The 14,010-nt window shown below is 43.8% G+C and carries 11 protein-coding genes; 6 read left to right on the top strand and 5 right to left on the bottom strand.

Annotated features, from left to right (window positions below; genetic code table 11):
- Positions 1-107: 107 nt before the first annotated feature.
- Positions 108-356, top strand: coding sequence for an aspartyl-phosphate phosphatase Spo0E family protein (locus tag ACTSEZ_RS03030; RefSeq protein WP_369732745.1), 249 nt, complete (start codon positions 108-110; stop codon positions 354-356).
- A 51-nt stretch (positions 357-407) separates the two neighbouring features.
- Here the strand turns inward: ACTSEZ_RS03030 and ACTSEZ_RS03035 are convergent, their stop codons facing one another.
- Entirely contained in the window at positions 408-1,142 is a 735-nt protein-coding gene (locus tag ACTSEZ_RS03035) for a ZIP family metal transporter (RefSeq protein ID WP_369732746.1), read from the bottom strand.
- Positions 1,143-1,385: 243 nt separating this feature from the next.
- Between ACTSEZ_RS03035 and ACTSEZ_RS03040 the strand changes: the two genes are divergently transcribed.
- Positions 1,386-2,333: an aldo/keto reductase family protein gene (locus ACTSEZ_RS03040; RefSeq protein ID WP_369732747.1), complete on the top strand. Its 948-nt coding sequence runs from the start codon at positions 1,386-1,388 to the stop codon at positions 2,331-2,333.
- Positions 2,334-2,407: 74 nt separating this feature from the next.
- On the opposite strand, the gene ACTSEZ_RS03045 is transcribed toward ACTSEZ_RS03040, so the two are convergent.
- Positions 2,408-3,916 carry an ATP-binding protein gene (locus ACTSEZ_RS03045; protein ID WP_369732748.1) on the bottom strand — a complete coding sequence of 503 codons (1,509 nt, stop codon included), beginning with the start codon at positions 3,914-3,916 and terminating at the stop codon, positions 2,408-2,410.
- A gap of 318 nt (positions 3,917-4,234) precedes the next feature.
- Here ACTSEZ_RS03045 and ACTSEZ_RS03050 point away from each other — a divergent pair, with 318 nt between their 5' ends.
- Entirely contained in the window at positions 4,235-4,687 is a 453-nt protein-coding gene (locus tag ACTSEZ_RS03050; protein WP_369732749.1) for a MarR family winged helix-turn-helix transcriptional regulator, read from the top strand.
- Positions 4,688-4,761: 74 nt separating this feature from the next.
- Here ACTSEZ_RS03050 and motB read toward each other — a convergent pair whose 3' ends face one another.
- Positions 4,762-5,520, bottom strand: coding sequence for a flagellar motor protein MotB (motB, locus tag ACTSEZ_RS03055; protein ID WP_369732750.1), 759 nt, complete (start codon positions 5,518-5,520; stop codon positions 4,762-4,764).
- Positions 5,513-6,304 (bottom strand): flagellar motor stator protein MotA, encoded by a 792-nt coding sequence (motA, locus tag ACTSEZ_RS03060; protein WP_369732751.1) that lies wholly within the window; start codon positions 6,302-6,304, stop codon positions 5,513-5,515. Before motA ends, motB begins: the two co-directional genes overlap by 8 nt.
- A gap of 168 nt (positions 6,305-6,472) precedes the next feature.
- Here motA and ACTSEZ_RS03065 point away from each other — a divergent pair, with 168 nt between their 5' ends.
- The gene (locus ACTSEZ_RS03065; RefSeq protein ID WP_369732752.1) at positions 6,473-8,167 is read left to right on the top strand and encodes a M3 family oligoendopeptidase; all 1,695 of its coding nucleotides are present in this window, start codon (positions 6,473-6,475) and stop codon (positions 8,165-8,167) included.
- An 833-nt stretch (positions 8,168-9,000) separates the two neighbouring features.
- On the opposite strand, the gene ACTSEZ_RS03070 is transcribed toward ACTSEZ_RS03065, so the two are convergent.
- Positions 9,001-11,070, bottom strand: a complete 2,070-nt coding sequence (locus ACTSEZ_RS03070) for an ATP-dependent Clp protease ATP-binding subunit (RefSeq protein ID WP_369732753.1) — start codon at positions 11,068-11,070, stop codon at positions 9,001-9,003.
- A 268-nt stretch (positions 11,071-11,338) separates the two neighbouring features.
- On the opposite strand from ACTSEZ_RS03070, the gene ACTSEZ_RS03075 reads away from it, so the two are divergent.
- Positions 11,339-12,385: a YkvI family membrane protein gene (locus tag ACTSEZ_RS03075; RefSeq protein WP_369732754.1), complete on the top strand. Its 1,047-nt coding sequence runs from the start codon at positions 11,339-11,341 to the stop codon at positions 12,383-12,385.
- A 257-nt stretch (positions 12,386-12,642) separates the two neighbouring features.
- On the top strand, positions 12,643-13,986 hold the full coding sequence (locus ACTSEZ_RS03080) for a hemolysin family protein (RefSeq protein WP_369732755.1): 1,344 nt from the start codon (positions 12,643-12,645) through the stop codon (positions 13,984-13,986).
- The last annotated feature ends 24 nt before the right edge of the window (positions 13,987-14,010 follow it).

The following is a 14,010-nucleotide window of genomic DNA, read 5'->3' on the forward strand; positions in this document are numbered from 1 at the left end:
GCTGTCGGATTTTGCTAATCTATTTACAAGTTTAGAAGTATCTGTAATAATTTACTTGAATATTTATTCCCATTACAGATATTTTTGGATGAGGCGGAGGGAAGAAAATGTCAACTGTATCAGATAAGACCCAGCTGCTTGAGAGCATCGATTCAAAAAGGAAAGAAATGATGGACTCTGCAAGGGCCGGAGGATATACGAGCAGCGAGGCCGTGAAGTGCAGCCAGGAACTGGACATGCTGTTAAACCAATACCAGCAGATTGTTTTTGAAGAGGAAAACCGGACAACCCCCCCTTTTATGCGGTTTATTCATTCTATGAAAAAATGGACAGATCGGGAAGGACTTACTATATAAAATCAAAAACGGCAGAGCCCGCAGCTCAGCCGTTTTTTTTTTACGCTTTATTTAGCCGAAAGTCTCTATGAGGAGAATCATAAACAATATTCCTAAAATGAAGGAGTAGGTTGCATTTCGTTCATTTCCGTCCCCATGGCTTTCAGGAATCAGTTCTTTATAAATAATGAACAGCATGGCTCCGGCTGCAAAGGACAGGCCGTACGGAACGAGATTGTCTGCGAATGACGTCAAATAAAATCCCAGAAGAGAAGTTATGATTTCAACAGCGCCTGTCATCGTTGCTATGATCAGGGCTTTAAATTTGCCGATGTTCTGATTAAACAGGAACAAGGCAACAAGAAATCCTTCCGGAGCGTTCTGCAGACCAATGGCGAAAGCAATTAAATTTCCTGTCTCTGACTGCTCTGATGCATAGCTTACACCTACAGAAAGTCCTTCCGGCAGATTATGCATCGTGATCGCAGCGATAATCAGGAACGCCTTTTCGTCGAATTGCATGCCGTATCTTGAGTGCTCAAGGTCTATATGGGGGATTTTTTTTTCAAGCGTCGTCAGCACTAAAACTCCTAGAAAGAGTCCGGCAAAGACTTCAAGAAACCCTCCCTGATTCAGCGCTTCAGGAAGCAGGCTCATCATGGTTGCGGCCATCATGATGCCCGCGGTAAAAGCAAGCAGAATATCTCTCCACCTGTGTGTAATCGTATTTTGCAGGAACAGGATAGGAAGAGCCCCGAGTCCTGTAGCAAGGGCAGACAGTGTGCTGCCGAGTAAAACTTCTGTCATGTTACGGCTCCTTTTTTAAACGGATCTATGTTAGCCATATTATAGCTGATTTTGGCAGTGAAAAGATAGACTTTGCACCTGTTTGATGATGAAGCAGAGAAAAATGAAGGTGAGTTTATTGATTTCGGGAGGGGCGGTGTCAAATTGTGTCGCAAGGACGGCGATTCTCTCTCTTTACGATATTTGAAATTTCTGATAAGTTAAAGATAACGATATTGATCATGCACAACAGGGGGAATGGAGATGCAGTACCGGAGGCTTGGGAGATCGGGATTAAAAGTTAGTGAAATCAGTCTTGGAAGCTGGCTTACATTTGGGAAAACAGTAGATGAGCGGGCAGCATCCGAAATTATCCACAAGGCCTATGAAGCGGGCATCAATTTTTTTGACAGTGCCAACGTATATGAACGCGGGAAAGCAGAAATCGTCATGTCAAGGGCGCTTAAATCATTTCCGCGCGATTCTTATGTACTTACGACAAAAGCGTTTTGGCCGATGGGAGACGGGCCGAACGACAGAGGACTTTCAAGAAAGCATATTATGGAACAGGTTCATGCGAGTCTAAAGAGAATGGACCTTGAGTATGTTGATATTTTTTATTGCCACCGCTATGACCAGGAAACACCTCTTGATGAAACGCTGAGGGCAATAGACGACTTGATCCGCCAGGGTAAAGTTCTCTATGCAGGTGTCAGCGAGTGGACGGCTGCGCAAATCCAGGAAGCGCTCAGTGTATCAGACCGCTATCTTCTTGACAGGATCGTCGTCAATCAGCCTCAATATAATATGTTTCACCGGGATATTGAAGAAGAAATCATTCCTATGTGCGAAAATGCAGGTGTTTCACAGGTTGTCTGGTCACCGCTTGCTCAGGGCATCCTGACAGGAAAGTATAAAGAGGGGCTGATCCCCAAAGGCAGCCGTGCTTCAGGGGAAAACGTCAATTCATGGATGAAGCAAATTTTAAATGATATGGTTAACCGCAAAGTAGAGCTGCTCGATCAGCTTGCAAAAGAGAATGACATCACACTTGCCCAGCTTGCCCTTGCATGGACCCTTCGCCAGCATAACGTCGCCAGCACCCTTGTCGGTGCATCTCATCCCGATCAGATCGCTGAAAATGCAAAAGCATCGGATGTAGCTTTAGGCTACAGCACCCTGCAGAGGATTGAGGAAATCATTACAAGCTGACAGGATACATAGGCAAATACAAATGAGAGTGACAGGATTGTCTGTCACTCTTTCTTTAGGTTTATAAAAATGCCTCAGGCTTTAGGCTCTGTCAGAGGGAGTATGATTGTTACTTCAGTGCCCTTGTTTGATTCACTCTTAATCGAAATCGTGCCTTTGTACAGGGTGACGATGCGTTTGCATACGACAAGACCAAGCCCTGTTCCTGTATCTTTCATCGTAAAGAAAGGGTGGAACAGTTTGGACTGAACTTCATGCGGAATGCCTTTGCCTGTATCAGTTACATTAATCACCGCATTGCCATCCAGCTTTCTGACCTCTATTGTCACCTTTCCTTCCTGCTTATCTATCGCCTCCAGAGCGTTTTTTACAAGATTCAGAAGGACTTGCTTTATGTGATCTTTTGTACAGAAAATGTGAAGCGGTTCTTTATTCAGCTTTAAATCCAGTTCTGTGTTGTATAAATTGGCTTCTGATCCAAGGAGCGGAGATAATTCCAGGATGATCGCATTCAGATCGTATACAGCATGGTGATGGGCTGTTGGTTTTCCAAGGACTAAAAATTCACTTACAATTTCATTGATGCGCTGAATTTCGATGTCAATGACAGAAAAGTAATATTGATCCTCTGAATCTTTATATTTTTCCTGAAGCAGCTGGATAAACCCTTTTATTCCGGTCAGAGGATTTCGGATCTCATGTGCGGTGCTTGCAGCGAGTGTTCCGACAAGCTCGACTTTCTGTGCATCAATCTGGCTTTGCTCCAGAAGCGCGCGCCTCTTCAGTAAGTAATTCTGAATGAGAATGTAAATGATGTTCATCAGACCGAATACAATCAGCATGTAGACGGCAATGTCTTTCGTATGATCAGCGGTGATGACGGTTTCAGGAAAGCCTTCAAGTTTCCAGGGAATCTGATCTAAATAAACGCGTACAGGTTCGATGCTGCCGGTTGGCTCTGAGCGGCCGGCAGTGAAAATTGTGTGATCGCTGCCATTTAGGACACTTATCGTAAGTCTTGGACTGATCACGTTCATAATGTTCTGGAGATAATCGACTTTAACCGCTGCCACAAGCAGACTTCTGACTTCCCCTTCATCATCCATTACCGGAGTTCCGATTGAAACGATATAATCACCTGTTATGTTTCCAAAATAAGCATCCGAAACTTTCGACTGTTTTGTTGCCAGAGCACTTTGGAAAAAAGCGCGGTTTGATATGTTGACAGATTTCATCCGTTTTGATGTGCCGGCTGTTATATCTCCATTCTTTTTCACATAGTAAAGGCCCGAGAAGCGGGGTTCCTGGCTGTGCGCTTCATTCAGAATGCGCTGGATTTTTGCTGTGTCCGATTCTTCTTCAAGAACGAGGGACATCGTCTCAAGCCTCGCTTTTGTATCCTGTATTAGATTATCAATTTGATTTTTATGAATGGTAATTAAAAACGCTGCCTCTTCCCTGTGTTCATCCATGATTTTATCCTTTTGATACAGGTAAATGCCTGTGTTGATCAAAAGAGAGGGGATAAGCACGATAATAAAATAGACGGCAGCTTTTCTGTAGTGTGCAGAATCTTTCAGCAAGGTAATCGCCCCAGTTTGATATTGCCGATTAGGCATACTTTCAATTATATACCATTTACATGTTTTCTACTAGGAAGGTAGAATCGGGAAAAGCGTTGTGCCAGCCTTGAAACCATCTCTTGAAGAAATAGGACTTTTTATGTATGATGGAAAGAAAAGGGAAGAGATGAATATTGCAGCCGTTTATGAATGAAGCTATTCTATTAATTTTCCCATTCTAAACACAGTGCACTTTGCTCTTCTTGACAGCAGAAAACAAAGTCTGTATTATTAATAGTTAGAATTCAAGATATTTAGTTATCGAAGGATTGATGAAAAGTGGAAAATACACAAACAGATATTGAACAGTCACTAAAGCTTTTTATCGTGCTGTCACGTGCTCACCGTGCCATTAACGATCAAGTAAATAAACAGATTACAAGCTTTGGGCTGAATCCGACGGAATTTGCCGTACTGGAGCTGCTGTATCACAAAGGCGAACAGCCCCTTCAGCAAATTGGCGGGAAAATTCTCCTTGCAAGCGGCAGCATCACCTATGTAGTCGATAAGCTTGAACAAAAACAGCTGCTGACTAGAAAAGCGTGCGAAAAAGACCGCCGTGTGACGTTTGCTCAAATCACCGAAAACGGAAAACAGCTGATTGAACGCATTTTTCCTGCTCATCAGGAAAGATTGAATGAGATTGTCGGCATTTTATCGGAAGAGGAAAAGCAGACTGTCATCGACCTTATGAAAAAAGTCGGATATCATGCCCGGGACAGTCATGAGTGAAACACTTTCTGGATGAAAGTGTTTTTTCTTTTGCCCAAAACGTGAAACAAAAAACGCCTGCAAGCAGGCGCTTCTTACTGGTTTTGTTCAATTGGAAGAATGAGAATTTCAACACGTCGGTTTTTTTGCTGGCCGGCTTCTGTTGCATTGTCGGCAACGGGGTTATATTCACCAAATCCTTTGGCTGAAAAGGCTCTCGGGTCAAGCTTTCCATTTTCGAGCAAGAGCTTCATAAAATTAACGGCTCTCATTACGCTCAAATGCCAGTTAGAATCATAGTCGGCATTTGAGATTGGAACATTGTCGGTATGGCCGCTCACGATAATATTTCTCGGAGGATTCATGACGAGCAGATTTGAAATTTCTTTTGCCAGTTTCTCATCTTTGTCTCTGATGGCTGATTCGCCTGAATCAAAAAAGATATCGTTCAGAATCGTAATCAGCAGACCTTCATCTGTAAGGGTGGTTTTGAGCTGGCTCTCGAGATTATTCGTTTTAATGTAGGCATTTACTTTTTCCTGAATTTTTTTAAGCTTTTGCTGTTCCAGTTCTTTCTGGGCTTCTTCCTGATCTGCTTTTTCTTCTTTTTTATCATCAAGCTGTTCCATATCCCCGTCCGGCACCGGGCTTGGATATTCAAGGACGCCTGTTCCGCCTGTAAATGTGCTGTTGAATGCTCGGGCAAGCATCTGGAATTTCTGTGCATCAACGGAGCTCATGGCAAACAGGACAATGAATAGGGCAAGGAGGAGGGTCAGCAGGTCTGCATATGGCAGCAGCCAGGATTCATCGACATGCTCTTCTTCGTGCTTCTTTTTTTTCTTTCTAGCCATCGAGCTTCTCTCCCTCAGCGAGCAGCCCGTCCCTTTCGTGAGCTGGAAGGTAGGTTGCGAGTTTTTGCTCAATCGCTTTTGGAGCCTGTCCTTCAAGCACTGACAGCACCCCTTCAATCATGACGTGCTTTACTTTTGCTTCCTGCTTTGATTTTCTCTTAAGTTTATTTGCAAATGGATGCCAGAGGACATAGCCTGTAAAAATCCCCATTAAGGTTGCAACAAACGCAGCTCCGATTGCTTTTCCAAGCTCATCTGTATTATCCATATGGGACAGTGCGGCAATGAGGCCGACAACTGCTCCGAGCACTCCGAGCGTAGGTGCGTACGTGCCTGCCTGGGAAAAAATCGACGCGCCGGCGAGATGCCTTTCTTCCATAGCATCAATTTCTTCCGTCATCACATCACGGATAAACTCCGCGTTCTGACCGTCTACAGCCATGCTCAGTCCATTTTTCAGAAACGGATCTTCCACATCTGCAATTTTTGCTTCAAGGGCTAGCAATCCTTCGCGCCTTGCTACTTGGGCCCATTCAGAAAACATAGGAACCAGTTCCTGAATGCTGAGCGATTGCTGTTCTTTGAAAATAACTCCAAAGAGCTTTGGAACTCTTTTAATCTCGCTTGTCGGAAAAGCAGTGACAACCGTTGCAATTGTTCCTGCAATGATGATGAGCAGAGCTGCCGGATTGAGGAGTACAGCAGGACTGACCCCTTTCATGAACATGCCGACGCCGACTGCGATAATGCCTAACAATAATCCAATGAGGGACGTTTTATCCATAGAATTCACCAAATCCTTTTTAGAAACTAGTTCTTATAAGTAATATCGTCTGTTTTTCTTTAACTTTTAGGTAAGTTTCAAAAAGAGATAGAAAGGATTCAGCACTTTTTTCGCGAATAGTAAACCTTGGCAGGCAATAATTAATAGATGAAAGCGGGGACCATACATATGAAATTTCAGGATTATACATACAGCCGTCCTGTGAAAGAAGAAATAGAAGCTTCCTTCCGCGAAGCGCTGGAGCTGTTCAAACAGGCGGAAACACTGGAGAAGCAGGAGAAAGCACTTGAGAAAATAGGAGAAATCAGGGGACATGTTTCAACGGCATTCAACCTCTGTTCCATCCGTCATACGATTGATACGAATGATGAGTTCTACAAGGAAGAACAGGACTATCTGGATGAGCTGGATCCTCATATTAAAGCTTTGGAAACAGAGTTTTACAAAGCTCTTACAGGTTCTAAATTCAGAAACAGTCTTGAAGAAAAGTACGGCAGACAGCTGTTCCTTCTTGCTGATGCCCAGCTGAAAACATTCTCCCCTGAAGTGCTTGCAGATCTTCAGCAGGAAAATAAACTGGTGACGGAATATACAAAACTTGTTGCCTCTGCAAAAATTGATTTTGACGGCAAAGAGTATACACTTGCACAAATTGAACCGCTTCTCGAAGCAAAGGAGAGGGAGACGAGAAAGCGCGCTTCTGATGCCTATTTCGGATTTTTCGCGGAGAACGGCGAAAAGTTCGATGACATTTTCGATAAATTGGTTAAAGTCCGTACGTCGATTGCCAAAAAACTTGGCTTTTCCAATTTTACAGAGCTAGGGTATCAGCGCATGCAGCGTGTAGATTATAATGCTGAAATGGTGAAAAACTTCCGTGATCAGATCAAGGAATATATTGTTCCGATTGCAACAGATCTCCGCAAAAGGCAGCAAAAACGGCTTGGTTTGGACAAGCTTGAGTTTGCAGATGAAAAACTTGCCTTCACAACAGGAAATGCAGCGCCAAAAGGCGATGCAGAATGGATCATTTCTAATGGAAAGAAAATGTATGAGGAATTATCACCTGAAACAAATGAGTTTTTTGATTTTATGATTGAGAAAAACCTGATGGATCTGCTTGCCCAAAAAGGCAAAGCCGGAGGCGGATATTGCACGTATATAGAAGATTACAAGTCCCCGTATATTTTCGCGAATTTCAACGGGACAAGCGGGGATATCGATGTGCTCACGCATGAAGCGGGCCATGCATTCCAGGTTTATATGAGCCGTCATTTCAATTTGTCGGAGTACCATTTCCCAACCTATGAAGCGTGCGAAATTCATTCCATGAGCATGGAGTTCTTCACGTGGCCATGGATGGAATCCTTCTTTAAGGAAGATGCGGAGAAGTATAAGTTCAGCCACTTGAGTGCAGCTCTTCAGTTCCTTCCATACGGTGTAGCTGTAGATGAGTTCCAGCACTTTATCTATGAAAATCCGGAAGCTTCTCCGCAGGAACGCAAACTTGCCTGGAGAGAAATGGAGCGGAAGTATTTGCCGCACCGTGATTACGGGGACAACGAATTTTTAGAAGGCGGAGGCTTCTGGCAGCGTCAGGGCCATATTTACAACTCGCCATTTTACTACATCGATTATACGCTTGCTCAAATCTGCGCTCTTCAATTCTGGAAGAAAATGCACGAAGATAAAGACGCGGCATGGGCAGATTACCTTCATCTCTGCAAGCAGGGCGGAAGCAAATCTTTCCTTGAGCTCGTGGAGACAGCGCATTTGATTTCTCCGTTTGAAGATGGCTGCGTTCAGTCTGTTACAGGAGAGATCAGGGAGTGGCTTGAAAAGGTAGATGATACAAAGCTGTAATCTTTAAACCGTCAGCGGTATGCTGGCGGTTTTTTAGTCCAATGAATGAAGTGAATTTCAGCACAAAGACTGAGCAAAGATGAAACCAAAAAACCTATACTTGAAAAGGGATCGATCAGCCGGCAGCAGCAACCGGAAAAAATCCAGTACAAATAAGAGAATAGGTGGTTCAAATGAAATTTCTCCACATCCAAATGCACGCAAAAAACCTTCTGAAGCTCAAAAAATTTTACACAGAATCGCTGAGTATGAACATAATCTCCGAAGACTCGGACTCCTTTACTGTTCAGTCAGGAAAAACTCTTTTGACGTTCAGACAGTCAGAGGAGTCCGCATATTACCATCTCTGCTTTAGGGTGAATGAGTTCTTTTTTGACATGATGGCAGGTAGGCTGCCTTTGCTCTCAAATGAACAAGGCGAGAAAATTATGGACTGGAAAGGCAAACAGGCATACTTTTACGATTCTGAAGGTAACATCCTCGAAATGATTGTCAGGAGAGAGGCTGAAAAACTGACTGGCTGGTTTGATGTCTTTGAAGTAGGTCTGCCCTGCACCAGTGTCAAGAGCATGCGGAAGGATTTGAATTTTTTAAGGGATATCCATAACGGGGAAGATAGCATGTTTTCATTTTACGGGGATCATCACGGTTCACTTGTTCTTGTGAATCAGGGGAGGCCGTGGTTCCCTACACAAAGAGGGGCAGAAATTCACCCGCTGGCAATTGAAGCAGAGGACCAGACAGAAATTGAATTTGTTCACCCGGTCTATCCATATAAGATTAAGGCAAAAAAAAAAGAGCTGAATTCCTATGAATTCAGCTCTTTTCCAAGTTTAACCTTGCTTTACTGTCAGTGTATCATCAACAAGCGATACAGTAAGTTCGGAGATTTGGCTGCCATCCAGAAGAACATCGGCAATGGCATCTTCAACATGCTCTTGTATCACTCTGCGGAGCGGACGTGCTCCAAAGGCAGGATGATAGCCGAGCTCTGCTATTTTTTCTTTTGCTTCATCTGTGATGTTCAGCTTAATGTGCTGTTCATTGAGCGTTTCCTGAAGCTCACCAAGCATAATGTCTACGATTTGCAGCAGATCCGTTTTTTCGAGAGACTTAAATTCGATGATGCTGTCAAAACGGTTCAGAAATTCAGGCTTAAAGAATGAACCAAGTGACTCAAGCAATGAGCTTTCGTTCAGTGCTTCGCTGTTTCCGAAGCCGACTGTGACTTTCTTGTGTCCGGCACCGGCATTGCTTGTCATGATAATGACGGTGTCTTTGAAACTTACCGTTCTGCCCTGGCTGTCTGTCAGGCGGCCATCCTCCATGACTTGTAGGAACATATGCTGCACATCTGGATGAGCTTTTTCAATTTCATCAAGCAGGATGATGCTGTACGGGTTCCGGCGGACTTTTTCGGATAGCTGTCCTGCTTCCTCGTGACCGACATAGCCCGGAGGTGATCCGATAATCTTCGAGACAGAGTGTTTTTCCATATATTCACTCATGTCCAGGCGGATCAGTGAATCACGCGTACCAAACAGCTCGGATGCAAGGGTTTTGGTCAATTCCGTTTTTCCGACTCCTGTAGGGCCGACGAACAGGAATGAACCGATTGGACGCTGTTTTGATTTTAGCCCTGCACGGCTTCTTCGGATGGCCTTTGCCACTTTCTTAACGGCTTCTTCCTGACCGATGACTTTACTGGAAAGTTTGCTTTCAAGATTTTTCATTTGAGCCTGCTCATCTTCCTGTAACTTGCCTACCGGAATGCCTGTTTTCTTTTCGATAATGGCTGCAATATCTTCTGCTTCCACTGTTGCATGGGATGTTGACTGCATGCTTTCAAGCTTTAGTTCCTCGTCACGCAGCTTAGCAGCAAGCTCATAGTTTTCTTCTTTTGTAGCCTGTGCTTTCTTTCGTGCAATCTCAGCCAGTTTCCCGCTGATATCTTCACCGCCGCCTGACTGCAGGTTCTTTTTTGATCCCGCTTCATCAAGAAGATCAATGGCTTTATCTGGCAGATAACGGTCCTGGATGTAGCGGTGTGAAAGCATAACAGTTGCTTTAATCGCATCTTCCGAATAAGACACTTCATGATATTTTTCGTATTTGTCCTGAATGCCTTTCAGGATTTCAATCGCTTTTTCCAGAGAAGGCTCAGTGACCATGACAGGCTGGAAGCGGCGTTCAAGTGCTGCATCTTTTTCAATCTGACGGTATTCTTTCAGAGTAGTGGCTCCGACAACCTGGAGCTCTCCGCGTGCAAGCGCCGGTTTTAGAATGTTGCCTGCGTCCATGGAGCCTTCTGCTGAGCCTGCGCCTACAAGCTGATGAATTTCATCTATAAACAGAATGATGTTTTTCTTTTGATGAAGTTCTGAGATCAGCTGCTTCATTCTCTCTTCAAATTGTCCTCTGACCCCGGTATTTGCAACAAGTGACGCAACATCCAGCAGATAAACTTCTTTATTCTTCAGTTTAGCCGGAACATCCCCCTCTGCAATTTTAAGAGCAAAGCCCTCTACTACAGCCGTTTTCCCGACACCAGGCTCTCCGATAAGAACAGGGTTGTTTTTGTTTCTTCTGTTCAGTATCTCTATTAATCGTTCAACTTCCGCATCTCTGCCGATGACAGGATCAATGACGCCGGCTTTTGCAGCATGTGTCAGGTTGCGTGCCAGCTGATCAAGGAGTCCGTTTCGGCCTTGTTTTTGTGCCGTTTGTTCAGCATTAGGACCAAATGGCTGTGATGGCGGGACATGACCGAACCCTCCGCTTGGAACTGAACTTCTGTACTTGGCATAACAGTCAGAGCAGATCATGACTTGATGGCGCTCATGGTTGATTTGCATAGTTAAATGAACAGATGCTTTCTTAGCTTGGCAGTTTTGACATAGCATAGTGAAAACCTCCATATAATAAATTTATGTTTATGTTTGACTTTGACTATCTTTGACTTTTGATTGAAAGAAAAATCATCTCGAGTGGATGATCTTGATTCTTATTATAGTTTGACCTATTTTGACTTTCAAGTATTTTGTTTTACCTTTTTTATCTTTTCAGGAAAGAACGATTCCTTTACTCAAACAGTGACAATCTGTCCTTCTTTCCTGGCACCTTGTCTCATATACATATGAAAAGACCAGGGTTCGTATCGGAGGCAAAACAATGAAGAAACAATGGTTTCAGGTAGTGCAGATAGCAGCTGTATATGTGGGCACGGTAGTGGGGGCAGGATTTGCCACCGGCAGGGAGATTGTTGAATTTTTTACGCAGTATGGCGTTTTTGGAATGTTTGGCATTCTTATATGCGGTTATTTTTTTATGCATCTTGGGTCCAAAATGATGATTATTTCAAAAAGGATAGGTGCAAATTCTTATCAGGATCTCAATCTTTTTTTGTTCGGAAAATCATGCGGTACGGTCGTCAATCTGTTTATGCTTGTCGTTTTGTTCGGTGTTACGTCTGTCATGCTTTCAGGGGCGGGTGCCATTTTTGAAGAGCAGCTTCACCTTTCAAGCCGGTTTGGCGTTGTTTTGACGATTGCGCTGACGCTTATTGCCATGTCATTTGGATCAAAGGGCCTTTTCAGTGTGAACATTATTGTTGTGCCGATGCTGATTTTGTTCAGTGTGCTTGTGGCTGCTTCATCTTTTGATGCTCATTCGGCAAAGAGTCTCATGTCCGGTCATTCATCCTTTAAGTGGATCATCTCTGCGGTTTCCTACGCGGCGTTTAATCTTGCGATGGCGGAGGCCGTGCTTGTCCCGCTTGCAAAGGAAATAGAGGATGAGCGAACGGCAAAATGGGGCGGGATTGCAGGCGGTGCCATCCTCACGTTTATTTTGCTCAGCAGTCATTTTGCGCTGTCCTCATTGCGTGATGTCATCTCCTATGATATCCCGATGGCAGAAGTCATGAAGGCATCTGTGTTTTCGTTTTTTATCATTTATATTCTTGTCATCTATGGGGAAGTGTTTACATCTGTAATCGGGAACCTGTTCGGGCTCGAGCGCCATCTTATACGCGTCGTTCCACTTCCTGGCATGCTGATTATTGCCATGCTGCTGTGCGGTGCGTTTTTTATCAGCCTGATTGACTACAGCTCGTTAATTGCAGTTTTGTACCCGGTTTTTGGTTACATGAGCCTCATCTTTCTCCTCCTGCTGATGGTCAGAAAAGCTCCTCCTTCCGGGAATGAAAACAAATTTTAAAAAATCAGAATAATGAAATAATTAAAACATAATAGCTTGATTTTGGTCATATTTATGAAGAAAACAATGCGAAGGATTGTTTGACTGGTGACAGGCTTCATATTATGATGGAATATATTCAGAATTTTATATATTTTTTCGGGAGAGGTGATTGATGGGGTAATACCTTCATGACAGGGTTTCACCATCTTTTATTTAAAGATTGAACTTTTCCGGGAGGTGACTCCTTTTTCGTTTCTGCGAAAAAGGGAATTTATTTGGACATAGTCAATTTGTTCATAATTGCGGTTTTAATTGCTGCGACTGCCTTTTTTGTAGCGTCTGAGTTTGCAATTGTAAAAATCCGGAGTTCCCGCCTGAATCAGCTTATTGAAGAAGGCAGCAAACAGGCGCTCTCAGCAAAGCGGGTGACGGATAATCTGGATGAATATTTATCAGCCTGTCAGCTGGGAATCACGATTACCGCACTTGGACTTGGGTGGCTCGGAGAACCTGCTGTAGGGAAGCTTCTTCAGCCAGTTTTTGAAAAGCTGAATCTCCCAAGTGCTGCTGCACACTTTTTGGCGATTGCTTTTGCTTTTGCCATTATTACCTTCCTGCACGTAGTTGTCGGAGAACTTGCTCCGAAAACAATTGCGATCCAAAAAGCAGAGAGGGTCACCCTGGCTTTTTCAAAACCGCTGATTGCATTTTACAGGCTGATGTTTCCGGCGATCTGGCTTTTGAACGGCTCTGCACGCATGCTCACTCAAGCCTTTGGATTAAAACGGGTATCAGAACATGAACTCGCTCACAGCGAAGAAGAGCTGAGGATCCTGCTGTCGGAAAGCTATGAAAGCGGGGAGATCAATCAGTCGGAATATAAATATGTAAATAAGATTTTTAAGTTTGATGACCGCATTGCTAAAGAAATTATGGTACCGCGCACACAGATTATTTCACTCGACAGCGATGAACCGCTTCAGGCGCACCTGAAAATCATTAAAAGCGAAAAATATACAAGATACCCTGTTGTTGATGGAGATAAAGACCATATTATCGGGATGGTCAATATTAAAGAAATTTTCACCGATTTGTTTCAGTCAAAAAAACTCGAACAGTTCTCCCTAAGAACTTATATACGGCCGGTTATTCAGGTCACTCAGTCTGTACCTGTGCAGGAGCTGCTTTTAAAAATGCAGAGAGAGCATATTCATATGGCGATTCTTATTGACGAGTATGGAGGGACTGCAGGGCTTGTCACAGTGGAGGACATTCTTGAGGAGATCGTTGGAGAGATCCGCGATGAGTTCGATGCGGATGAAGTGCCGCTCGTTCAAAAGATCAATGAAGATCATTATATCATTGACGGCAAAGTCCTGATCAGTGAATTAAACGATCTTTTCGGCCTTGAGCTTGATGATTCAGATGTCGATACTATTGGCGGATGGATGCTGACTGAGAAATACGATATCCAAAAAGGCGAGCTTGTTGAACTCGGCTCTTACTCATTTAGGGTGAAAGATATGGAAAATCACCATATCCGCTATCTGGAAATGATCCGAAAAAAAAAGGAAGCTAGCGTGCCTGTCATACAGGACGGGATCGCTGCCACCCAGTAAAGATGCTTCGGCATCTTTTTTTGT

This window comes from Metabacillus mesotrionivorans, from assembly GCF_052171315.1.
Classification (GTDB): Bacteria; Bacillota; Bacilli; order Bacillales; family Bacillaceae; genus Bacillus_P.

What these genes read in the sequence shown, in the direction of transcription:
- ACTSEZ_RS03030 (WP_369732745.1), top strand. Translation starts at nt 108, where the DNA reads ATGTCAACTGTATCAGATAAGACCCAGCTGCTTGAGAGCATCGATTCA.
- ACTSEZ_RS03035 (WP_369732746.1), bottom strand. Translation starts at nt 1,142, where the DNA reads ATGACAGAAGTTTTACTCGGCAGCACACTGTCTGCCCTTGCTACAGGA.
- ACTSEZ_RS03040 (WP_369732747.1), top strand. Translation starts at nt 1,386, where the DNA reads ATGCAGTACCGGAGGCTTGGGAGATCGGGATTAAAAGTTAGTGAAATC.
- motB (WP_369732750.1), bottom strand. Translation starts at nt 5,520, where the DNA reads ATGGCTAGAAAGAAAAAAAAGAAGCACGAAGAAGAGCATGTCGATGAA.
- motA (WP_369732751.1), bottom strand. Translation starts at nt 6,304, where the DNA reads ATGGATAAAACGTCCCTCATTGGATTATTGTTAGGCATTATCGCAGTC.
- ACTSEZ_RS03065 (WP_369732752.1), top strand. Translation starts at nt 6,473, where the DNA reads ATGAAATTTCAGGATTATACATACAGCCGTCCTGTGAAAGAAGAAATA.
- ACTSEZ_RS03070 (WP_369732753.1), bottom strand. Translation starts at nt 11,070, where the DNA reads ATGCTATGTCAAAACTGCCAAGCTAAGAAAGCATCTGTTCATTTAACT.
- ACTSEZ_RS03075 (WP_369732754.1), top strand. Translation starts at nt 11,339, where the DNA reads ATGAAGAAACAATGGTTTCAGGTAGTGCAGATAGCAGCTGTATATGTG.